The organism is Halodurantibacterium daqingense, from assembly GCF_042666235.1.
Classification (GTDB): domain Bacteria; phylum Pseudomonadota; class Alphaproteobacteria; order Rhodobacterales; family Rhodobacteraceae; genus Halodurantibacterium; species Halodurantibacterium daqingensis.
This window is the reverse complement of the sequence record NZ_JBHTFQ010000005.1, coordinates 165,880-186,651: the sequence shown is the minus strand read 5'-3', so window position 1 is coordinate 186,651 and position 20,772 is coordinate 165,880. Positions and strand designations below refer to the sequence as shown.

Below are 20,772 nucleotides of genomic sequence, written 5' to 3'. Positions count from 1 at the left end.
AACGACACCCCTGCCAGCGCGTCATGGTGACCGAACAGGCAATCGACTTGACCGAATGTGCAGCAAGAGGCAAGATTGCATCGCGCCGTCTGGAGGATTTGCCGTGGACAGAGCGGATGTTGCCGTCATCGGGGCGGGGATCGTCGGTTGCGCGGTTGCCCGGCGCTTTGCGCTTGAAGGGGCCAAGGTCGTGCTGATCGAGCGCGGCGCCGATATCCTGTCAGGCGCCAGCAAGGCCAACAGCGCCCTTCTTCACACGGGTTTCGACGCGCCGCCCGGAAGTCTGGAACTGGCCTGCATGGTGGAAGGCCGGGCAGAGTTCCTGAGCATCCGCGACCGGCTGAACCTGCCGCTACTGGAAACCGGGGCAATGGTCATCGCCTGGGATGACCCGCAGGAGGCCAGGCTGGAGGCGATTGCCGCGAAGGCCGCGGGCAATGGCATCGCCGACACGCGCCGCCTGTCCGCTGATGAGGTCGCTCGGCGTGAACCGCATCTTGCACCGGCGCGGGCTGCGCTGCTGGTGCCGGGCGAACATGTGATCGATCCCTGGTCCCCCGCGCTTGCCTATGTGCTTCAGGCCCTGGCGCACGGGGCCGAGGTGTTGCGAAGCGCCGACCTCCTGCGGGGTGGCTTCGACGGTGATGGCTGGGAACTCGTCACCTCGCGGCGTGTCGTTCATGCCCGAACGGTCATCAATTGCGCCGGCCTCCACGGGGATCATGTCGAGGCGCAGCTGCTTGGCCATGCCTCGTTCGAGATCCGGCCGCGCAAGGGCCAGTTCATCGTCTTCGACAAGGCGGCGGCCGGGCTGCTGCGCACGATCATCCTGCCGGTCCCGACCGAACGGACCAAGGGTGTCGTGCTGTGTCGCACTGCCTTCGGGAACCTGCTTCTTGGCCCCACGGCCGAGGAGCAGGAGGACCGCGACCGCCCCTTCACCGATACCGCGGTGCTGCAGGCCCTGCTGGCCGAGGGCACGCGGATGTTGCCTGCCCTGGCCCGGATGCCGATAACGGCCACCTATGCCGGGCTGCGTCCCGCCACCGAGGACCCCGGCTATCGCATCACCCATGATCCGGCGCGCAACTGGATCACGCTTGGGGGTATCCGCTCGACCGGGTTGACGGCGGCCCTTGGGCTTGCCGCCCATGCCTGGCGGCTTTACCAGAGGGAAGGGGGCTCACATGTCCCTCCTGACATCCTGTCTTGGCCGCAGGTTCCGATGCTGGCCGAGGAAGGCCCGCGCGACTGGGAAAGCCCGGGATATGGCGAGATCGTCTGTCATTGCGAAATGGTCACGCGACGCGAGATCGAGGCCGCGCTTGCCTCGGCGCTGCCGCCCGGCGATCTGGGCGGGCTGCGTCGCCGGACCCGGGCTGCAATGGGGCGCTGCCAGGGGTTCAACTGCCTGGCGCGGCTGGCACGGTTGACGGAAGGGCGGCTTGATCCGCCCCTGATGGTGGACGGATCATGATGCCTGAGGATGCAGCGGATATCGTGGTGGTGGGCGGTGGCCCCGCGGGCCTGGGCGCGGCGACACTGCTTGCCCGGGCCGGATGCGATGTGCTGCTGCTTGAACGCGAAACCGAGGCCGGCGGCGTGCCACGGCATTGCGGCCATCCGCCGTTCGGCATGCGCGAATTCGGCCGCGTTCTGGCCGGTCCGCGATATGCGGCCCGACTGGTGCAGGCGGCACGGGCCGCGGGGGTGCGGATGGCCACACAGCACAGCGTGCTCGGATGGGACGAGCCGTCGATGCTGCGCGTTGCAACGCCCTCAGGGCCGCGCCGGATCGCGGCAAGGCGCATCCTGCTGGCCACTGGCACCCGCGAAACCACCCGCGCGGCGCGGCTTGTCCCGGGCCTGCGCCCGGTGGGCATCATGAACACCGGGGCGCTGCAGGCATTCGCCTGCCTCGAGCATCGGGCCCCGTTCCGGCGCCCGGTGATCGTGGGAAGCGAACTTGTCGCGCTGTCGGCGATCCTGACCTGCCGCAAGCTCGGCATCCGGCCGGTGGCTATGATCGAGGAGTCCCCCCGACCGATGACGCCCCCTTTGCTGGCGCTGTTCCCGCGCCTGATGGGGGTGCCGTTCCACCCGGACAGTCGCATCACCGACATCGCGGGAAAGGGGCGGGTCTCCAGCGTGAGCCTTTCGCAGGCGGACGGCTCCGTCTGCACCGTTGATTGCGACGGGGTGGTCTTTTCAGGCCGCTTCACCCCGGAGGCGAGCCTCGCCCGTGCCCTTGGCCTGGCGCTCGATCCCGGAACGGGGGGCCCCGAGGTGGATGACGATGGCCGCACCTCGGATCCGCAGGTCTTTGCCGCCGGCAATCTGTTGCGGCCCGTCGAAACGGCCGGTCATTGCTGGCAGGAGGGGCGCAGGATCGCCGAACGGATGCTGGAGGATCTGCGGGCGGGCGGGCCTGAGGCAGGGCGGGATGCCGTTCCGGTTCAGGCAGGCAAGGGCCTGCGCTGGGTGATGCCGCAGAAGGTTCTGCCGGGGCGGGCGGGGGCCATGACGGGGGTGCAGCTTCGGCTGGCAGAGCATGGACGGGGTTGGGCCGAGGTGATGCAGAACGGGCAGCTGATCTTGCGCCGCCGCGTCTCGGGCACACCCGAAACCCGCATCACCCTGCCGTTGACCGCGAACAGGCTGGCACCCACGGGCGCGATTCAGATCAGTTTCAGGGGGCAATGATGCGGATCGTGGCACTGGATCAGGGAACGACCTCGACCAAGGCCCTTGTCTGGGACAATGAGGGGCCGCGGCTTGCCTTCATGCATCGCCACCGCCAGTTTCACCCCGCACCGGGCCGGGTTGAACATGACCCGGCCGAGCTTCTGGCCGGCTTGCGCGCCGCAATCACCACCACGCGGCCCGAGGCGCTGGCCATCGCGAACCAGGGGGAAAGCTGCCTTGCCTGGGATCGCATCACCGGCGCGGCGCTGTCGCCCGTCATCGTCTGGCAGGACAACCGCACCGAGGCCGAGTGCCGCGCACTTGAACGCGAAGGCGCAGGGCCGATCGTCGCCGCCCGGTCCGGCCTGCCGCTCGATCCCTATTTCTCGGCCAGCAAGCTCGGATGGCTGATGCGCAACCTGCCCGAAGTGCAGGCAGCGTATCGTGCGGGGCGGCTGTGTCTGGGTACCACCGACGCCTTTTTCCTTCAGGCGCTGACCGGACGCGCCGCCACCGATCCCAGCACCGCGTCACGCACGGCATTGATGAACCTGGCAAGTTGCCAGTGGGATCCGGAGCTTTGCGCCCTGTTCGGCGTGCCGTCCGAATGCCTGCCCGAGATCCGGCCGACCGCAGGCGATTTCGGCAGCATCGACGGCGTGGCGGTTGTGGCTTCGGTGACCGATCAGCAGGCGGCGCTTTACGGACACGGCTGCCGCGAGAAGGGCGCCACGAAGATGACCTTTGGCACCGGCGCCTTCGCCCTGGCGCTGACCGGCACCAGCCCGCAACGCGGGGAGGGGCTGTTGCCCACAGTTGCGTGGCAGATCGGAAACGCGCCGGTGCAATATGCCGTGGACGGCGGCGTTTATGACGTCGGTGCGGCCGTGGAATGGGCGCAGCGCGCCGGCCTGATCGACGGCCCCGAGGCGCTGGATTGCTTCGACCGTCCACCAGCGATTGACCGCGGCCTTGTCTTTGTACCGGCCTTTTCCGGCCTCGCCTGTCCCTGGTGGGATCGCAGCGCCGCGCCCGTCCTGATCGGGCTTGGCCATGACAGCGATCGCCGCGACATGGCTCAGGCTCTGGTCGAGGGGATGGCGCTTATGTCTGCCAGCGTGATCGACGCCATCGACCGTATCGCGCCGCTGAAGGGCAATATCTCGATCGATGGCGGCGTCAGCCGGTCGGGAGCTTTCGCACAGATGCTGGCTGATTGCAGCGGCCGCACGGTGACGGTGCGCAGCTTTGCCGATCTGACTGCGCTTGGTGCCGCCCAGCTTGCCGCCGCGGCCCTGGGGCTGACGCGCGAGGCCCCGGCGCAGCAGGATCGCCGTTACCTTCCGCGCGACGTGCCGCGCGCGGATTGGCAGGCGCGTTTCGCGCAGGCGGTGGCGCGCGCCCGCGGCTGGCGCCAGGATCCGACCGGGCGGTGAGCCGCCCCCCCGGGCGCCGTGCGGCGCTATGGGGCCTGGGCTGCCGGAACCAATGGCGCCGTGCCGCATTGGATCACGCGCCGGCAATCATGCCCCGCCTGCTGGCCCGTCCAGCCCCATGGAGCGCCCGAGGATGACAGCCTCTTTCGACCCCGATCCTTCCGAACCTGCGAGCCGGCCGACCGTCCGGGACGGGACGATCTGTATCTTGATGAACCCCGGCTCCGGCCGCCGCCGCGGGCGCGCTGCCGAGGCCGCGATCCTCGGGGCGGCGCGCAAGCTTGACCGTGAGGTCGTGCTGCGCCGGCTGGACCGCCGACGGTCCGTCGGCGATCAGGCACGGCAGGCACTTTCCGAAGGCCACGCGGTCATTGTCGCTGCCGGGGGCGACGGCACGATCTGCGGCATTGCTGCAGCGCTTGCGGGATCGGATACACCGATGGGGGTGCTGCCGCTGGGAACCTTCAACTATTTTGCCCGCTCGCTTGGCATTCCGGCGGATCTGGAGGCCGCCGTGGCACTGCTGCAGGACGGGGTGCCACGCCGGATACCGGTGGGACGCGTCAACGGCCGGGTCTTTCTGAACAACGCCAGCATCGGCGCCTATCCTGCCATCCTTGCCATGCGGGAAAGGGTCTATGACCGCTGGGGCCGCAGCCGCGCGGCTGCCTACTGGTCGGTGCTGCGGGCGCTTCTGGGCGGCAGGCACGCGATGATGCTGGATCTTGATCTGGACGGCGAGCGGCGTCAGCTTCGCTCGCCGCTTGTCTTCGTCATGCTCAATGCATTCCAGCTTGAGCAACTCTCGCTCGACGGGCAGGAGATCATCGAGAACGGCCGGTTTGCGGTTTTCATCGCCCCCGAAAAAGGGCGCTGGGGCATGATCCGCAGCGCAATTGCGCTGGCCACGGGCCGGCTGTCCCGGTCGCGCGACTTCGAACTGCTGGGCGCGCGGGATCTGACCATTGCCACCCCGGCCGCGCGCAACCGGGTGGCGCGCGACGGGGAACGGGCACGGCTGGAAGGCCCGTTTCACTTCACCCTTGAACAGGGCGCGCTTGAGGTGCTGGTGCCCGGGCGCCACCCCGGTCTTGCACCAGCATCCCATGATGCCTAGCCTTGGCGCATGGTGAGGCTGGTTCACATGTCCGACCTGCATTTCGGCCGCGACCGGCCGGAACTGCACGCGCCGATGCTGGCCGCCGTCAATCGGCTGCAACCGGATCTGGTGGTCATCTCCGGGGATCTGACCCAACGGGCGCTTGCCGGCCAGTTCCGTAGCGCGCAGGCGTTCATCTCCCGACTCGACGCCCGGGTTCTGAGCGTTCCGGGCAACCACGATGTACCGCTTTACAATCTCGCGCAGCGGTTCTTTCATCCCTGGCGCGGCTTCCGGCGCGCCTTCGGCCCCGAGCTTGAACCCGGATTTTCCTCAGCCGAACTCGTGGTGGCGGGGATGAACACCGCCGATCCGCTCAGCTGGCAGCGCGGCCGCGTGCGCAGCGGGTCGCTTGCCCGGGCCTGCGCGCGGTTCCGGGCGGCGCCACCTCAGGCGCTTCGGGTTCTGGTTGCGCATCATCCCTTCGAGCAGGCCGCCGATGCCGGCAAGACCCCGACCCGCGGCGCACAGGAGGCGCTGCGCCGCCTGCGCGCCTGCGGGCTGGACATCGTGCTGACCGGCCATCTGCACAAATGGTCCGTCGGCCCCTATCGCCGCCTGCGGGCCGGGGCGGGGGCCTTGCAGATCCAGGCGGGAACTGGCCTCTCAACCCGTCAACGTGGCGAGGAAAACGACTTCAATCTCATTACCCGCGAGGGTCCGCGACTGTCGGTCACCCGATATGTGGCCACGCCCGACGGATTTGTCGCCCTGCCCGTTCTCCACATGCATCGCAGCGGTTCGGGCTGGGCGGGACAGGAGGAGGGCGGAACCGGGTCCTGAGCAGGCGGTTGTGACTGGGACAAGCAACCGGAAGCGCCGCATGTGGGAATGGATCACGAGCCGAAGCACCGAGATCGATCTGGCGCTGAACGGGATCATGGTGCTCGTCTGGCTGGTGTATCTGCAGCTTTTCCTTGTGACCTTCCTGCGCCAGACCCGAACCGAGATCCTGATCAGCACCGGTGCGGGCCGCGGCCTCAACCTGCGCTGCTTTGTCAGCAACCTCGGGATGGAGCCGATCTATGTCTCGGACATCGTGCTTTGCCTGCGCGGCCAGGACGGGGAAACGCGCGCCTTCGTCACCGATCGCGACGAATTGCGCCCGGAAGACCTGCACCGGCCCGGCGAGGCGACGAACCAGGGGCCGCTCCGCTCGGCGCAATCCGCCGACATCGGCAGTTTCGCCGATCTTCTTGGCCGGGCGCGGGGGGGCACGGGGCTGGCGCTCGATCCAGGCAGTCTCGACTGCCTCGAGGTGGTGGTGGTGGCCTCGGCGGCCTCGAATGCGACGCTGATTGCCGCAAAACGCCGGTTCACCATCGAGGGGGAGGGCGACACGATCCGGGTCAAGCCCGCGACCTTGCGGACCCGGCAGATTCGGTCACTTCTCGCACGGCGCCGGTTGCAGAAGGAACTTCAGGCGCGGCTTTAGGTGAACAGGATTTTCGCCCCGATCAGCGCCAGGGGCAGCAGAACCGCGGCCGCAAGTGTCTGGAAGGCAATGATCCCCGCCATGAGCGCGGCGTCCCCACCCAGTTGCCGTGCCATCACATAGGATGAAGATGCGGTCGGAAGGGACTGAAAAAGAACGGCAACCATTGCTGTCGTGCCACTGAGCCCCAGCCAGAGGCAGGTGACAACCGTTGCCAGCGGCAGGATGACGAACTTGGCGCCGCTTGCCACGAGGGTCGGCCCCTTGCCGCGTCCCAGCGCCGACCAGTCCAGCGCTGCCCCCACGCACAAGAGGCCCAGCGGCAGCGCCGCCTGCCCCAGGGCGCGAAGGGTGCCGTCGATCCCCGGCGGCAGGGCAATTCCGGCCGTCTGAAGAACAAGCCCCGCCGCGCAGCCCAGGATCAGCGGATTGGTGGCAATGCCCCGCATCACGCCGCGCACCGAGGCACGCCCCTCACCATAGGCAGCAAAGGCCAGAACCGAGAGAACGTTGACCGTGGGCACGATCGTCGCATTGGCGACGGCCGCAAGACCCACCGCCGAAGGGCCGAACAGCGCCGCTGCTGCCGAAATGCCGACATAGTTGTTGAACCGGATGCCGCCCTGAAAGACCGAGGTGAAGGCGCGGCCATCAAAGCCGATCAGCCGCTGCGCCACCACGAGCAGCACCGCTACGCCGAGGATGGGCAGGATCAGCGCCACGACCAGCGACCCAAGCGGCACCGTGCCCAGATCGGCGGTTCCCAGCCCATGAGCGAACAGCGCCGGCAGAAGGATGAAATAGCTCAGCCGCTCGGCCTCGGGCCAGAAGGATGCCGGCAGGAAACCATGCCGCCGAAGGATATGTCCAAGGGCGATCAGCAGCGCGATCGGCACCAGCGCCAGAAAGACGGTCGAAAGCACGGGCGATCCTCTGCTGTCATGCCGTGGCGGCCCGATCCGGGGTGCCGCATCCAGAGGCGATGGTCAAGCCCCCGATCAGCCTCGCTTTGTGGCGTTCTGGCCGGACAGTCTGCACGCCGGCCGGTCCGGTTGCGGTGGCGGCGCGCCGCGCAAGCTGCTAGAGGAATGCGATGCCACACGAGCCTGCGACGACCCGCCCTTCGCCCGGTGCCCCAGACCTGAAAGATCCGCCCCTGCTGGGCGCCTTGATCCATCCGGGCATGCCGGCCCTCGCGCCTGGCCCGCTTTACCCCATGTTCAAGCGCCGGCTGAACGATCCTGTCTTTTATCTGCTGCCCGCACTGATGTGGCTGGGGCTTGCGCTTCGCCACGGCAGCCTCACCCTGCCGACCGCAGCGAATCCCTCGATGGAGGTGGGCGGGCTCTGGGGGGAGAGCAAGGCGCAGGGGCTGGGGCTGTTCGGCCCCGTGGGACGGCAGTTCACGGCCCCCTATGTCGTGCTTTGCCGCGGCGGTGAAAGCGCCGATGCCGCCGAGGCCGAGGCGCTTGCCGCCCTGCGGGGTGCAGGAATCGATTTCCCCGTCGTCGCCAAGCCCGATCGCGGCTATCAGGGATGGGGAGTGCGGGCACTGCAGGATGTGACGGATCTGCGCGCCTACCTGGCACCGGCGGGGGCCGGGTTGCGGATCCTGCTGCAGAAACTTGTCCGCTTTCAGGGTGAGGCGGGGATCTTCTATATCCGCGAACCGGGGGCGGCGAGGGGCCGGATCGTCTCGCTCGCGCTGAACTACGCGCCGCATGTCATTGGCGACGGGCGAAAAAGCGTGGCTGATCTGGTTGTCGCCGATCCGGTGCTTGCCGCGAACCGCGCGGTGTATCAGGCGCGCAGCCCCGCCGGCTGGGGCAGCATTCCTGCGCCCGGCGAGGTGGTGATCCTGACCAACGCCCGAAGCGCGCGGCTTGGCGCGGTCTATCGGAGCGCTCTGGATCAGGTTACGCCCGCGCTCGAGGAGATCGTCGATACCATCGCGCGCGAGATTCCCGACTTCCACTTCGGCCGCTTCGACATCCGCTTCTCGAGCCTCGAGGCGCTTCAGGAAGGGCGCGATTTTCTGATCGTCGAGCTGAACGGGGCAGGGGCGGAAATGCTCCACCTCTGGGAAGGCGCCACCAGCCTTTCCAGCGCCTACCGCACACTTTGGCGGCAATACCGCAAGCTGTTCGCGATCGGCGCCGCGATGCGGCGACAGGGGCATCGCCCGGCTGGCCTGCGGCAGATGCTGGCACTGCAGCGCCGCCAGGAACGCCTGCGGAAAGCCTATCCGCCGAGTTCGTGAAGAACTGGACTGTCCTGCATCGACGGCCCAATCTGCGGGCCTGCCCCTTCGCACCGAGAGCCGTGATGATCGCCGAACTTGCCACCTGTCCCCTTCCCGCCGAAATCCGGATTGCCGCCCCCGAACCAAGCGCGGCCGAGGCGGCGCTGGACGTGATCCTGCGCCCGCTTCAACCCCTGCGCGAACAGTTCACGGCCATCACCGGCCTCGGGCTCGACGTCGAGCTTCCCGATGACCGCGGCGTCCGCCGGATTGTCCGCCCGTCGGAAGGCGGAAGCCTTGCCTATCTTGCCGCGGGGCAGCCTGCCGCACAGCGCGTTCTGTTGCTGCACGGCAGCCCCGGGCTTGCCGAGGAATGGGCCCCCTTCCTGACCGAGGTGCCCGAAGGCCAGTATCGGATTGCCGTCGACCGTCCGGGCTTTGGCGACAGCGGGCAAGACACGGCCGTTGTCGATCTTGGCGCACAGGCCCGTGCGGTGGCGCCGCTTCTGCCGTCGCAGGATGGGCCGGGGGCGGTGCTGGTAGGCTATTCCTACGGCGGTCCGGTGGCGTTGCGGCTTGCGGCGGATTATCCCGCGCAGGTGGCCGCGGTGGTGCTGATCGGAGCGGCGGCCGATCCCGCGCTGGAGGAAACCCATCCCCTGCAGCAGATCGCCGCGCTCGAGTTCTTCGAGGCCTTGCTTCCGGTCGAACTGGCACATGCCAATGCCGAACTGCTGGCCCTTCGCGCCGAGCTTGAGGATCTGGCTGTGGATCTTCCAGGGATCGGCGCCCCGGTCACGATGTTGCAGGGCCTGGCGGACACGCTCGTTCCACCTGCGAATATAGAGTATCTGCGTGCTCGGCTGACAGCGCCGCTCAGGATCGTGATGATCGACGAGGCCGATCATTTCCTGCCCTGGACACATGTGCCGCTGATCGAGGCCGCACTGACCTGCGCGGCGCAGGATGCGGCGGATCAGTCACGCTGAGCGGCCGCGGCCCGCGCCGCCTCGCGCGCCCGGAACCGCCGCGCCACCAGACGGCTGAAGTGGAATAATGCTGCGGCACAGGCAACGACGGCAAGCCAGCCCCAGCCTGCGAACATCTCGAACAGGACCAGATTGAACCCATAGATGCCGAAGAACAGGATGGCGACATAGACTGCCGCGATCAGGGCGTTGACCCCCGCGAAGGTGACGAAGCGCACGCCAAGGAACCCGCTTGCCACGAAGACCGGAAACAGAAGCCAGGGCACAAGGCGCGCGGTGAATCCGGCAGCGACGACGCCGCGGCCCAGAAGGCGGCGCCCGCGGGCGATATTGGCCTCGCCGATGCGCTGGCGCAGCCATCGGCTGCGTCCCGCCGCGGCACCTATGGCGAAAAGCGCCCAGTCGCTGACGATCATGCCAAGTCCCAGGGCTGAAAAGGCAACTGCGGCCGACATTTCCCCGGCGGCAGCCAAGGCGGCGCCGGACAGGATTGCCGCCTCCTCAAGCACGAATGTGCCCAGAAACAGCAGCGCGAACAACACGGCAGGATTGCCGAGAAACGGATCGAGATAAGTGTCCATCGGGCCCCAGCGCAGAAGCGGCCCGATGGTGATAGCGCAGGACACCCCAAGGGCGCCAGTCACGCTGACGACATCGGGTTGCCATGTGTCGCCTGATCAGGCGTTCGCGCGCCGGACGCACAACCGGGAAACCGTCGGGCGCCCGGAGCTGCGCGCGCGGGGTTCAGTAGTTTGCCGGCGGATCGCTGGCCGGAAAGCTCTCGTCGGCGGCTTCGTCCACCTTGTCCCATTTCTTGGGCGGGTTCTTCATGTTGGCCGTGCCCGCCGGTCGGACTTCCTTGGCATGGGTCGTGGCATCCTGACCCCCGTCCTGCCCTGAAAACACCGGATTCTGCGCAGCTTGCTGCAGATGGCGCGACGCCATGTAACCAAGCCCGAACAGGGCCAGAAGGGGTAGCTTGCCCCGGAACAGTCTGAAGACCATCCTGAATGCCTTTCCTGGTAGGGTCACCTGCGTATGGTGACCTTTGGGTTTCATCAAGGGAGAACCCGTGGCGGCGGCGTCTGTTCCGCCCGTCGGGGACCGAAGGCCGGTCTTGGGCGCAATGCGGTCCAGTTCGCGCAACCCTTGGGCATATCGCGCACCGCTTTGCCCCAGCGCCTGCATCTGGGCAAGGTTGTCACGCAGATCCGCACGCTTTACAGGCCGCGCCAGCGGATTGGCGGCAGCGCGCGCCACCAGATCCGCGTCGCTTTCGCCAGGGCGTCGCGTCATCGCGGCAACTGCCGCCACGATTCGGCGGCTGATCCCCGCCTGCACGAGAGCTCGCGCGTCCCACTCCGGCGCCTTTTCGATCACATCATGCAGAAGCGCCACCGCCTGCGCCTCGGCGCCCCGGCCGGCGACAGTCCGCGCCACCCGCTGACAATGGGTCAGGAACGGATTTCCCAGCTTGTCCCGCTGATGGGCGTGGGCCTTCGCCGCGATGCGGGCCGCACGCTCTGCCTGATTTTGCCGGATGAACACGGGACGGCTCCTCTCGCGGGTGCGTTCCGCAACGTAACCACCCTTGCAGGTGGCGGTTCCGCGCGACGGTAACCATTCATGCACCTTTTAGTCCTAGCGTCGCGGCAGTTTCCTTCGTTCCTGTCCCGGAGTTTTCAATGAAGCGACTCGCAACCTCCGTTTCCCTCGCGCAGAAACTTGTCGCGATGATATCGGTGCTGATCCTGCTCGTGGCAGGGGCCCTCACCATGATCCTCGAACGCACCCAGCGGGACCAGCTTCTGGACAAGACGCTGGAAATCCAGCAGATGTCTCTTCGTGTTCTTGCCACCATGATGAGCCAGAATCTCGACGGGCTCAGCTTTCGCATCACTCCGGATGGCTCGCTTGCAGATGTGATCTGGGAGGAGTTGCCCGAATTCGCCTCGCATGAACTGATCGACCTTGTCGGACAGAATACAGGCACCACGGCAACCCTGTTCGGATGGGATTCCGCGCAGGGCGAGTTCGTGCGGCTGACCACGAACATCAAGGCCGCCGATGGCAGCCGCGCGGTGGGGACGGTGCTGGGCAAGAATGGCGCGGTACATCCCGTCATGCTGCGGGGCGAGACCTTCCGCGGACAGGCCACGATCCTCGGGACGGATTACATAACGATCTACGAGCCGATCATGAATCCCGCGGGCGAGGTGCGGGGCATCTTCTATGTGGGCGTGTCCCGTGCCAGCGTGGATGCGGCGCTCCGGGAGTCGTTCATTGCTGCCACGGCACTGTCGCTGGTCTTTGTGGTTCTGGCTTCCGCCTTGGCGTGGTTTGCGGTCAAGCACCTCACCTCGCCCCTGCGTGCGCTCGGTTCGGCCATCACATCGATCGCCGCCAAGCGCTACGACACGGATGTGCCGGCAACAGACCATCCGGATGAAATCGGGGCGATCGCCCGAAACCTCGAACGTTTCCGCGATCAGCTTGCCGAGGCGGATCGGCTTGCGCAGCACGCCAGCACCCGCCAGCATGAGCAGGAACGCGTGGTGCGCGACCTCACGGCGGCGCTGGAGCGGCTTGCCCGGGGCGATCTCACCGGCCGCATCGAAAGCCATCCGTCCGATCCCTTCCCGGCCGACTATGAACAGCTTCGTGCCACGTTCAATGCGCTGGCAGAAAGCCTGAACGACATGGTGACCAGCATCACCGAAAGCGCGCAGGGCGTTCGGAGCGGTGCGGGGGAAATCGCCCAGGTTGCGCAAGATCTTTCCAGCCGGGCCGAAACCCAGGCGGCGACGCTCGAACAATCGGCCGCCGCTCTCAACCAGCTGACCGAAAGCGTTCGCGCCACTGCTGGCAAGGCCTCGCAGGCCGATCGGGCAACCACCGAAAACCGCGGCCAGGCCGAGGTGGGGCGCTCGGTCGTGCGCGAGGCGGTCAGCGCGATGCGGCAGATCGAAAAAAGTTCGGAGCAGATCACGCGCATCATCGGTGTTATCGATGATATCAGCTTCCAGACCAACCTGCTGGCCCTCAACGCCGGCGTCGAGGCTGCGCGCGCCGGTGAGGCAGGGCGCGGTTTTGCCGTGGTCGCCTCGGAAGTGCGGGCGCTGGCACAGCGTGCATCGGGCTCGGCCAAGGAGATCAAGGCGCTTATCTCGGAAAGCTCGCAACAGGTTGCCGAGGGCAGCGCCCTGGTCAGCCGGACGGGCGAGAGCCTCGAGGATATTCTGGGTCGGGTTTCGGAGGTGTCGGCCCTCGTCTCCGAAATCGCTGCCGCAGCCACCGAACAGGCCAAGGGCTTGGCCGAGATCAACACCGGGATCAATCAGATCGATGTCGTGACCCAGCAGAATGCGGCCGTGGCCGAGGAATCCACCGCCGCGGCCAGCTCCCTGATGAGCGAAGCCGAGCAACTGACCCAAGCCCTCTCGGGCTTCCGGACAATGGGGAGCGCGCGGGCAACGCCACGCTCCGCGACCGCGACCGCGCCCCGTCCGCGGCCGCCCGAACCCGACCGCCCGAGCGCGCCACGCCGCGCCAAGGCCGCCGGGGGCGGCGGCGGTTGGGAAGAGTTCTGACTGCCCTCAGATCCGGCGCAGACGGGTGCCGCCTTCGTCGAACAGGCACAGATCCGACGGATCAAAGGCCAGCGACAGCCGCTCTCCCAAGGACGGGGGGGCGGCACGCCCATCCTGACGCAGGCAGATCTGCGTCCCCTCGTCGGTGACCATGTGGACCAAGGATTCAGCGCCAAGCGCCTCGGCGTAACGAACGGTTGCCGACAAGCGGACATCATCCCCTTCGGCACGGCGCAGCTGCTCGGGGCGGATGCCTGCGGTGGGGGCATTCAGGCCAAGGCTGCCGCCGGGCAGGAAGTTCATCGGCGGTGAGCCGATGAAGCCCGCGACAAAGGTCGTGGCCGGATCGGCATAGACCTCAAGGGGCGCGCCGATCTGTTCGGCCACGCCCGCGTTCATCACGATCATCCGGTCGGCCAGCGTCATCGCCTCGACCTGATCGTGCGTGACATAAAGCGAAGTCACGCCAAGATCGCGCTGCAAGGCCTTGATTTCCAGACGCATCTGCACCCGCAGTTTGGCATCCAGGTTTGACAGGGGTTCGTCGAACAGGAACACCGCCGGCTTGCGCACGATCGCGCGGCCCATCGCAACCCGCTGGCGTTGCCCCCCGGACAGTTCGCGCGGGCGGCGCTGCAGATAGGGTTCCAGCTGTAACATCCGCGCCGCAGTGGCCACCCGCGCCGCGATCTCGTCCCTGGGCGTGCCGGCGATCTTGAGACCATAGGCCATGTTGTCATAGACGCTCATATGCGGATAGAGCGCGTAGTTCTGGAACACCATGGCAATGTTGCGGTCCATCGGCTCGCGGTCGTTCACCCGGTCCGGACCGATGCGCACATCGCCCGAGGTGATGGTTTCAAGTCCCGCGACCATACGCAGCAAGGTTGACTTGCCGCAGCCGGAGGGCCCGACGATCACGATGAACTCCCCGTCGGTCACATCGATCGACACTCCGTGAATAACCTCGGTCTGACCGTAGTTCTTGCGCACATTATCAAGGGTGAGGGTTGCCATTACTTGTCGCTTTCTACCAGACCCCTCACGAAGAGGTTCTGCATCAGGATTACCACCATCACCGGCGGCAGCATTGCAAGGATCGACGTGGCCATGATGACCGGCCAGTCGGCGATGTCATCGCCCGAGGGGAACATCTGCCGGATCCCCATGACCACGGTGTTCATGCTGGGGTCGGTCGTGATCAGAAGCGGCCAGAGATACTGGTTCCAGCCATAGATGAACAGGATCACGAACAACGCGGCGATGTTGGTGCGGCTCATCGGCAGGAGGATGTCGAAGAAGAACCGCATCGGCCCGGCTCCGTCGACGCGGGCAGCCTCGGCCAGTTCGTCGGGCACGGTCAGAAAGAACTGCCGGAACAGGAAGGTCGCCGTCGCCGAGGCCACCAGCGGCAGGATCAGCCCGGTGTAACTGTTCAGGAGCCCGAGCCCCGCGATCACCTCGTAGGTGGGAACGATCCGCACCTCGACCGGCAGCATCAGCGTCAGGAAGATCAGCCAGAAGAACAGCTTGCGCCCCGGAAACCGGAAATAGACGATGGCGAAGGCCGAAAGCAGCGAGATCACGATCTTGCCGAAGGTGATCCCCAGCGCCATCACCCCCGAGTTGAACAGCATCAGCCAGACCGGCGCGTTCACGCCGGAAAACAGTGCCTTGCTGTAGTTCTCGATCAACCGGTCCCCAGGCAAGAGCGGCATCGGCGGCCGCACGATTTCGGGCTGGGAAACCGTCGAGGCCACGAAGGCCAGCCAGATCGGGAAGCAGATGACCAGAACCCCGAGGATCAGCCCGGCATGCGTCATCCAGTGGCCGAGCCCGCGTTTTTCAACCATGCCCGCCATCAGTAATGCACCTTGCGTTCGATGTATTTGAACTGGATCACTGTCAGGATCGCCACCAGAACCAGCAGGATGACCGACTGCGCCGCCGAGGAACCAAGATCCTGCCCGACGAACCCGTCGGCATAGACCTTGTACACCAGCGTCGTGGTTGCCTGCTGGGGGCCGCCGCCGGTGATCGTGTGGATCACGCCGAAGGTCTCGAAGAAGGCATAGATGATGTTCACCACCAGCAGGAAGAACGTCACCGGCGACAGAAGCGGCAGGACGATGGTACGGAACCGGGTCCAGAACCGGGCGCCGTCGATCGCCGCGGCCTCGATCACCGAACGCGGGATCGCCTGAAGGCCGGCCAGGAAGAACAGGAAGTTATAGCTGATCCGTCCCCAGGCCGAGGCAATCACCACCAGCGTCATCGCCTCGTTCTGATTCAGCACGTGGTTCCAGCTGTAGCCCATCTGACCCAGATACCAGGTCACCACGCCGACGCGGGTGTTGAACATGAACATCCACAGCACGCCCGCGACCGCCGGCGCCACGGCATAGGGCCAGATCAGCAGTGTCCGGTAGGTGCCGGAGCCCTTGATCAGCCGGTCCGCCATCACGGCCAGCAGCAGCGCCACCACCATTGTCACCACCGTGACCGAGATCGAGAAGATCGCGGTCGTGACGAAGGCCGCGCGGTAATAGCGGTCCTGCAGCAGATATTCGAAATTGCCCAGCCCGACATACTGCATCGACAGGCCGAACGGGTCGGGGATGAACAGCGACTGCCAGATCGCCTGTCCCGCAGGCCAGAAAAAGAAGATCGCCGTGACGATGATCTGTGGTGCCAGCAGCAGCAGGGGCAGCTTCCAGCCCTTGAAGGTGACGCGCTTTTCCATGCTTGTCCTTGAAACTCGGGCTTCGCCGAAGCGAAGCGCGATCGGGGCGCGCGGCGGCGCCCCGACCGGACCAGGCCCCTAGCGGTTCGCCTGCTCGAACCGACGCAGGAGCGGGTTGCCACGCTCCACAGCCGTATCAAGCGCTTGCTGGGCAGTCTTGTTGCCGGCCCAGACGCCTTCCAGCTCTTCGTCGATGATCGTGCGGATCTGGTCGAAGCTGCCCAGACGCAGGCCTTTCGAGTTGCCGGTCGGCTCTTGCGCCGTCATCTGCTCCACGGCCACTTCGGTGCCCGGGTTCTCGTCATAGAAGCCCTGTTCACGGGTCAGGTCATAAGCGGCCTGGGTGATCGGCAGATAGCCCGTATCCTGGTGCCACTGCGCCTGCACTTCCGGCGACGAGAGGTAGTTCAGGAAGGCCGCAACGCCGCGATATTCGTCATCGCTCTTGCCGGCCATCACCCAGACCGAGGCACCCCCGATGATCGTGTTGAGCGGCGCGCCTTCCACATTGTCCCAGTAGGGCAGCGGGCGGATATCAAAGTCGAAATCAGCTTCGGCCTTCACCCCGGCATAACCTGCCGAGCTTTCGGTGAAGATGGCGCATTCACCGGCGCGGAAGTTTGCCCCGGCCTCGTTGCGGCGACCGGCATAGGTAAAGCGACCGTCGCGCGCCCATTCGCCCAGCATCTCGATATGGGCAACCTGCACGGGGCCATTGAATACCAGTTCGGTGTCAAAGCCGGCAAAGCCGTTTTCCTGCGTCGCAAACGGCTGATCGTGGCGGGCCGAAAGCGTTTCAAGATGAACCCAGCTTTGCCAGGACGTGGTAAAGGGGCAGCTGACGCCCGCGTCGCGCAGCTGCGTGAGCACCTCGTCCACCTGGCTCCAGGTGGTCAGATCGACGTCCGCATCGATGCCCGCCTCGGCCAACTTGTCCAGATTGACATACATGACCGGTGTGGACGAGTTGTAGGGGAAGGACAGCATCTGCCCGTCCACGGTGGTGTAGTAACCGGTCACGGCCGGAAGATAGGCCGATTCGTCGAAGGGCAAGCCGCTTTCTTCCATGACTTCGAAGACCGGCTTGATGGCGCCGCGCGCGCCCATCATCGTCGCCGTGCCGACCTCGAAGACCTGCAGAAGATGCGGCTGCTGACCGGCACGGAACGCCGCGATACCCGCATTCAGCGCCTCGGAATAGTTGCCCTTGTGCGTGGCGATCACGCGATAGTCCGACTGCGACTCGTTGAAGTCGGCAACCTGCGCTTCCAGAAGCTCGCCCAGGCGGCCGCTGAAAGCGTGCCACCACTGGATGTCGGTTGCTGCGAAAGAAGCGCCCGCAGGCACGATAAAGGATGCGACCGCAGTCGCAAGAAGGTAGTGTTTCACTGGACTTCCCCCCAGAATTGCAAAAGCCGCGCCATCGGGCGGCCGATGTTCCGTTAGCCTAGCGTTAGTGTTCCTTGTCGGTAAAGTCCTTTTCGTTCTTCTTCAGTGTTAGGTGCGCTTTTTCCCGTTTCGCCGGATCTGGCCCCGGTCGTGAACGCGGCGGCATCCTGCCCGTGCGATGTAACTGTTTCTTAAAGACCGTCCTGTAGATCGTTTTTACCGCAGCCGCGCTGCGAGGTTCAACGAACGCCGGAGGCCAGCCAGACTCATGACTGACACAACAGAGGATTCTGCCCTGCCGATCGAACCGGCAGAACAAAGACCGCCAAAGCTGCTCGATCTGCCGGAGCGGCTTGATCTGAACGCGGCCGACGAGCTTGCCGAGGCACTGGAGCATCTGCGGGAGACACCGCTGGATCTGAATGCGGCACGGGTCTCGCAACTCAGCGCGCTGTGCCTGCAGGTGCTGATTGCGACCAAACGGCAGTGGGATCAGGATCAGGCGCCGCTTCGAATCATCGATCCCTCGGAGGCGTTCACCTCGGGCCTCGAACGCCTGGGTGTCCCGCTGGACTTTTTCGTACAGGGAGAGGTGGCATGACGATCAAGGTGCTTGCCGTGGACGATTCGCGCACCATGCGGGGCCTTCTCGATCAGGCGCTGCGCGAAGCGGGATTCGAGGTCCGGCTTGCGGAGGATGGTCTGGACGGGCTCGAACGTCTTTCCGAGGAAATGCCGGACATCGTCATCACCGATATCAACATGCCCAGGATGGACGGGTTCGGCTTTATCGAGGCGGTGCGACGCCAGCGTGAATATCGCGCCCTTCCGATCCTGGTTCTGACAACCGAAAGCGCCCCAGAGCTGAAAGCTCGGGCACGTGACGCCGGTGCGACCGGCTGGATTGTGAAGCCGTTCGACGAGCAAAAGCTCGTCGCGGCTATCCAGCGCGTGACGACGATGTGAGGATGCGATGAGTGGCAACGACATACGTGAAGGCTTTTTTGAAGAATGTGAAGATCTGCTCGAAGCGGTTTCCGACGGCTTCGGCGCCATGGGGCGCGGTCAGCGCGACAAGGAGACGCTGAACGCGGTTTTTCGCGCCGTTCATTCGATCAAGGGGGGTGCGGGCGCGTTCAACCTCGACACCCTGGTCGAGTTTGCACATAAATTTGAGAGTGTTCTGGATGCTGTCCGGTCCGAGAAGCTGACGGTTGATGACGATGTCCTGCGCCTGTTTCACAGGGCGGGCGATCGGCTTGCAGATCTTGTGGTCATGGCGCGCAACGGTCAGGAATGCGATCCCGCCGAAAACGCCGCCCTTGTGGCTGAGCTTGCCGCGCTGATCGGAAATGATGACGGGGCCGCCGACGAGGCCGCTGCTGCCGCCTTCGTCCCCGTGACGTTTGCGCTGGATATGTTCGGCGCCCCTCCGGACGAACCCGAGGGTCCGAACGTCTTTGTCATCCGCTTCTCGCCGCATCGCGGGCTTTACGCGACTGGCAATGAACCGGCCTTGCTGTTCCAGGCGCTCGGCCGGCTTGGCACTTTGACGGTGGAAGCGGATCTGCATCGGGTTCCGCAACTCAGCAACCTGGTCTGGGACGAGCCGGTCATCGACTGGATCCTGCACCTGGAGACGACCGAACCCGAGATGGCCGTTCGCGAGGTTTTCGACTTCGTCGAGGGACTCTGCGATCTGGAGATCAACGCCGAAAAGGGGAACAAAGTGCCGGATTTTCCCTCTCCTCTGATCGAGGCGCCACCTGATGCGGATCTTCTGAAAAAGGAGCCCGCGCATGTGGTGGAACTCGCCCCGGCGCAGACTGCTGCGGCCCCTTCCGTTGCGCCCTCGCCAGCGGCCGCTGCGGCCAGCGCGCCGGTGCAGCAACGACCGACGATACGGGTTGATCTTGAGCGGGTGGACCGGCTGATCAACCTCGTGGGCGAGTTGGTCATCAATCAGGCAATGCTCACCCAGTCCATCTCGGAGGTCAAGCTGCCGCAGGGCAATCGGGTCGAGGTGTCGCTCGATCAGCTCAAGAGGTTGTCCAGCGAGGTACAGGAGCGGATCATGGCGATCCGCGCCCAGCCGGTGAAGCCGCTGTTCCAGCGCATGGCGCGGATCGCGCGTGAGGCGGGGCAGGCGGCTGGAAAGAACGTCCATTTCTCGACGATCGGCGACGCAACCGAGGTTGACAAGACCGTGATCGAACGGCTTGGCGATCCGCTGACCCACATGATCCGCAATGCTGTCGATCATGGGCTTGAGCCGCCCGAGATCCGCCTGGCCAATGGCAAGCCCGAGCAAGGCAACGTCATCCTGACTGCGGCCCATCGTTCGGGCAGGGTCATCATCGAGCTGTCGGATGACGGAGCCGGGATCAACAGACCACGCGTGCGGGAGGTTGCGATTTCCAAGGGGCTCATCCCTGCGGACAAGGAACTCACCGACAACGAGATCGACAATCTGCTGTTCCTGCCCGGCTTCTCGACCAAGGCCGAGGTTTCGAACCTTTCGGGTCGCGGCGTCGGCATGGATGTCGTGAAGAGCGAGATCCAGAACCTTGGCGGCCGCGTCTCGATCAGTTCGCGCCCAGGCTTTGGAACGACGGTGACGATCAGCCTGCCGCTGACGCTTGCAGTGCTGGAAGGCATGGTTGTCGAGGCCAACGGTGAAACCCTGATCCTGCCGACGACGGCCCTTCAGGAAACCGTTCAGGCCGATCCGGCCAACATCCATCGCATCGGCACCGACGGGATCTTCCTGTCGATCCGGGGGGGATATATCCCGATCCTTGACCTTGGGGTCTGCCTCGGTCTGCAGGAACGTCCGTCCGATCTGAAGGGCCGCGTCCTGCTGTTGCTGGAAAACAGCGCCGGAAGCCGAACTGCGCTGGCCGTCGACCGTGTGGTCGATCAACGCGAGGTCGTGATCAAGGGACTTGAAGGCAACTATGGCCACATTCCCGGAATTGCGGCCGCAACGATCCTCGGGGACGGGCGAATCGCGCTTATCCTCGATACCGACGAACTTGCTTCGGGGCTGAAAAGCGAAGCCGAAGCCGTCCCCCACCGACTCGCCGTAGCAGGAGGTTGAACCC

Annotated in this window: 19 protein-coding genes; 12 read left to right on the top strand and 7 right to left on the bottom strand. The window is 65.7% G+C overall.

All coding sequences use genetic code 11. The annotated features are described in order from the left end of the window. The first annotated feature begins 103 nt into the window (after window positions 1–103). The 6 genes from ACFQXB_RS10690 (at window position 104) to ACFQXB_RS10665 (ending at window position 6,715) form a co-directional block, all read left to right on the top strand. On the top strand, window positions 104–1,477 hold the full coding sequence (locus tag ACFQXB_RS10690) for an NAD(P)/FAD-dependent oxidoreductase (protein WP_377403214.1): 1,374 nt from the start codon (window positions 104–106) through the stop codon (window positions 1,475–1,477). Further along, window positions 1,474–2,703, top strand: coding sequence for an NAD(P)/FAD-dependent oxidoreductase (locus ACFQXB_RS10685; protein ID WP_377403212.1), 1,230 nt, complete (start codon window positions 1,474–1,476; stop codon window positions 2,701–2,703). The genes ACFQXB_RS10690 and ACFQXB_RS10685 overlap by 4 nt, the downstream gene beginning before the upstream one ends. Beyond that, on the top strand, window positions 2,703–4,121 hold the full coding sequence (locus tag ACFQXB_RS10680; RefSeq protein ID WP_377403210.1) for an FGGY family carbohydrate kinase: 1,419 nt from the start codon (window positions 2,703–2,705) through the stop codon (window positions 4,119–4,121). Before ACFQXB_RS10685 ends, ACFQXB_RS10680 begins: the two co-directional genes overlap by 1 nt. Window positions 4,122–4,332: 211 nt before the next feature. After that, window positions 4,333–5,238: a diacylglycerol/lipid kinase family protein gene (locus tag ACFQXB_RS10675; protein WP_377403208.1), complete on the top strand. Its 906-nt coding sequence runs from the start codon at window positions 4,333–4,335 to the stop codon at window positions 5,236–5,238. Between the two features lie 27 nt (window positions 5,239–5,265). Next, window positions 5,266–6,063: a metallophosphoesterase family protein gene (locus tag ACFQXB_RS10670; RefSeq protein ID WP_377403206.1), complete on the top strand. Its 798-nt coding sequence runs from the start codon at window positions 5,266–5,268 to the stop codon at window positions 6,061–6,063. A gap of 40 nt (window positions 6,064–6,103) precedes the next feature. Further along, window positions 6,104–6,715, top strand: coding sequence for a hypothetical protein (locus ACFQXB_RS10665; RefSeq protein WP_377403204.1), 612 nt, complete (start codon window positions 6,104–6,106; stop codon window positions 6,713–6,715). On the opposite strand, the gene ACFQXB_RS10660 is transcribed toward ACFQXB_RS10665, so the two are convergent. Beyond that, window positions 6,712–7,638 (bottom strand): AEC family transporter, encoded by a 927-nt coding sequence (locus ACFQXB_RS10660; RefSeq protein WP_377403202.1) that lies wholly within the window; start codon window positions 7,636–7,638, stop codon window positions 6,712–6,714. The genes ACFQXB_RS10665 and ACFQXB_RS10660 overlap by 4 nt on opposite strands. Window positions 7,639–7,808: 170 nt before the next feature. Between ACFQXB_RS10660 and ACFQXB_RS10655 the strand changes: the two genes are divergently transcribed. Both ACFQXB_RS10655 and ACFQXB_RS10650 read left to right on the top strand, forming a co-directional pair. After that, window positions 7,809–8,975 carry a hypothetical protein gene (locus ACFQXB_RS10655; protein ID WP_377403200.1) on the top strand — a complete coding sequence of 389 codons (1,167 nt, stop codon included), beginning with the start codon at window positions 7,809–7,811 and terminating at the stop codon, window positions 8,973–8,975. A 65-nt stretch (window positions 8,976–9,040) separates the two neighbouring features. Further along, a complete protein-coding gene (locus ACFQXB_RS10650) occupies window positions 9,041–9,946 on the top strand; it encodes an alpha/beta fold hydrolase (RefSeq protein ID WP_377403198.1) in 906 nt (301 codons plus the stop codon). Here the strand turns inward: ACFQXB_RS10650 and ACFQXB_RS10645 are convergent. Both ACFQXB_RS10645 and ACFQXB_RS10640 read right to left on the bottom strand, forming a co-directional pair. Beyond that, the gene (locus ACFQXB_RS10645; RefSeq protein WP_377403196.1) at window positions 9,934–10,527 is read right to left on the bottom strand and encodes a hypothetical protein; all 594 of its coding nucleotides are present in this window, start codon (window positions 10,525–10,527) and stop codon (window positions 9,934–9,936) included. The two genes, ACFQXB_RS10650 and ACFQXB_RS10645, sit on opposite strands and share 13 nt — an antisense overlap. A gap of 163 nt (window positions 10,528–10,690) precedes the next feature. Beyond that, window positions 10,691–11,494, bottom strand: coding sequence for an HD domain-containing protein (locus ACFQXB_RS10640; protein WP_377403194.1), 804 nt, complete (start codon window positions 11,492–11,494; stop codon window positions 10,691–10,693). A 137-nt stretch (window positions 11,495–11,631) separates the two neighbouring features. Here ACFQXB_RS10640 and ACFQXB_RS10635 point away from each other — a divergent pair, with 137 nt between their 5' ends. Continuing rightward, on the top strand, window positions 11,632–13,536 hold the full coding sequence (locus ACFQXB_RS10635; RefSeq protein WP_377403192.1) for a methyl-accepting chemotaxis protein: 1,905 nt from the start codon (window positions 11,632–11,634) through the stop codon (window positions 13,534–13,536). A 6-nt stretch (window positions 13,537–13,542) separates the two neighbouring features. On the opposite strand, the gene ugpC is transcribed toward ACFQXB_RS10635, so the two are convergent. The 4 genes from ugpC to ugpB all read right to left on the bottom strand — a co-directional run bounded on the left by ugpC (window position 13,543) and on the right by ugpB (window position 17,668). Next, window positions 13,543–14,553, bottom strand: a complete 1,011-nt coding sequence (gene ugpC, locus ACFQXB_RS10630) for a sn-glycerol-3-phosphate ABC transporter ATP-binding protein UgpC (RefSeq protein WP_377403190.1) — start codon at window positions 14,551–14,553, stop codon at window positions 13,543–13,545. Further along, window positions 14,553–15,389 carry a sn-glycerol-3-phosphate ABC transporter permease UgpE gene (gene ugpE, locus ACFQXB_RS10625; RefSeq protein ID WP_377403188.1) on the bottom strand — a complete coding sequence of 279 codons (837 nt, stop codon included), beginning with the start codon at window positions 15,387–15,389 and terminating at the stop codon, window positions 14,553–14,555. Before ugpE ends, ugpC begins: the two co-directional genes overlap by 1 nt. Window positions 15,390–15,397: 8 nt before the next feature. Further along, the gene (gene ugpA, locus ACFQXB_RS10620; RefSeq protein WP_377403186.1) at window positions 15,398–16,279 is read right to left on the bottom strand and encodes a sn-glycerol-3-phosphate ABC transporter permease UgpA; all 882 of its coding nucleotides are present in this window, start codon (window positions 16,277–16,279) and stop codon (window positions 15,398–15,400) included. Window positions 16,280–16,357: 78 nt separating this feature from the next. Then, on the bottom strand, window positions 16,358–17,668 hold the full coding sequence (gene ugpB / locus ACFQXB_RS10615; RefSeq protein WP_377403184.1) for a sn-glycerol-3-phosphate ABC transporter substrate-binding protein UgpB: 1,311 nt from the start codon (window positions 17,666–17,668) through the stop codon (window positions 16,358–16,360). 268 nt (window positions 17,669–17,936) lie between these two features. Between ugpB and ACFQXB_RS10610 the strand changes: the two genes are divergently transcribed. Genes ACFQXB_RS10610 through ACFQXB_RS10600 form a run of 3 tightly spaced genes read left to right on the top strand, consistent with a single transcriptional unit; the run spans window position 17,937 to window position 20,768 of the window. Beyond that, a complete protein-coding gene (locus ACFQXB_RS10610; RefSeq protein ID WP_377403182.1) occupies window positions 17,937–18,269 on the top strand; it encodes an STAS domain-containing protein in 333 nt (110 codons plus the stop codon). Next, window positions 18,266–18,634, top strand: coding sequence for a response regulator (locus tag ACFQXB_RS10605; protein ID WP_377403180.1), 369 nt, complete (start codon window positions 18,266–18,268; stop codon window positions 18,632–18,634). The genes ACFQXB_RS10610 and ACFQXB_RS10605 overlap by 4 nt, the downstream gene beginning before the upstream one ends. A 7-nt stretch (window positions 18,635–18,641) precedes the next feature. Beyond that, window positions 18,642–20,768, top strand: a complete 2,127-nt coding sequence (locus tag ACFQXB_RS10600) for a chemotaxis protein CheA (RefSeq protein WP_377403178.1) — start codon at window positions 18,642–18,644, stop codon at window positions 20,766–20,768. Window positions 20,769–20,772: the final 4 nt, after the last annotated feature.

What these genes read in the sequence shown, in the direction of transcription:
- ACFQXB_RS10650 (WP_377403198.1), top strand. Translation starts at nt 9,041, where the DNA reads ATGATCGCCGAACTTGCCACCTGTCCCCTTCCCGCCGAAATCCGGATT.
- ACFQXB_RS10685 (WP_377403212.1), top strand. Translation starts at nt 1,474, where the DNA reads ATGATGCCTGAGGATGCAGCGGATATCGTGGTGGTGGGCGGTGGCCCC.
- ACFQXB_RS10670 (WP_377403206.1), top strand. Translation starts at nt 5,266, where the DNA reads ATGTCCGACCTGCATTTCGGCCGCGACCGGCCGGAACTGCACGCGCCG.
- ACFQXB_RS10600 (WP_377403178.1), top strand. Translation starts at nt 18,642, where the DNA reads ATGAGTGGCAACGACATACGTGAAGGCTTTTTTGAAGAATGTGAAGAT.
- ACFQXB_RS10675 (WP_377403208.1), top strand. Translation starts at nt 4,333, where the DNA reads ATGAACCCCGGCTCCGGCCGCCGCCGCGGGCGCGCTGCCGAGGCCGCG.
- ACFQXB_RS10655 (WP_377403200.1), top strand. Translation starts at nt 7,809, where the DNA reads ATGCCACACGAGCCTGCGACGACCCGCCCTTCGCCCGGTGCCCCAGAC.
- ACFQXB_RS10635 (WP_377403192.1), top strand. Translation starts at nt 11,632, where the DNA reads ATGAAGCGACTCGCAACCTCCGTTTCCCTCGCGCAGAAACTTGTCGCG.
- ACFQXB_RS10680 (WP_377403210.1), top strand. Translation starts at nt 2,703, where the DNA reads ATGCGGATCGTGGCACTGGATCAGGGAACGACCTCGACCAAGGCCCTT.
- ACFQXB_RS10610 (WP_377403182.1), top strand. Translation starts at nt 17,937, where the DNA reads ATGACTGACACAACAGAGGATTCTGCCCTGCCGATCGAACCGGCAGAA.
- ugpC (WP_377403190.1), bottom strand. Translation starts at nt 14,553, where the DNA reads ATGGCAACCCTCACCCTTGATAATGTGCGCAAGAACTACGGTCAGACC.
- ACFQXB_RS10605 (WP_377403180.1), top strand. Translation starts at nt 18,266, where the DNA reads ATGACGATCAAGGTGCTTGCCGTGGACGATTCGCGCACCATGCGGGGC.
- ACFQXB_RS10645 (WP_377403196.1), bottom strand. Translation starts at nt 10,527, where the DNA reads ATGGACACTTATCTCGATCCGTTTCTCGGCAATCCTGCCGTGTTGTTC.
- ACFQXB_RS10665 (WP_377403204.1), top strand. Translation starts at nt 6,104, where the DNA reads ATGTGGGAATGGATCACGAGCCGAAGCACCGAGATCGATCTGGCGCTG.
- ugpE (WP_377403188.1), bottom strand. Translation starts at nt 15,389, where the DNA reads ATGGTTGAAAAACGCGGGCTCGGCCACTGGATGACGCATGCCGGGCTG.
- ugpA (WP_377403186.1), bottom strand. Translation starts at nt 16,279, where the DNA reads ATGGAAAAGCGCGTCACCTTCAAGGGCTGGAAGCTGCCCCTGCTGCTG.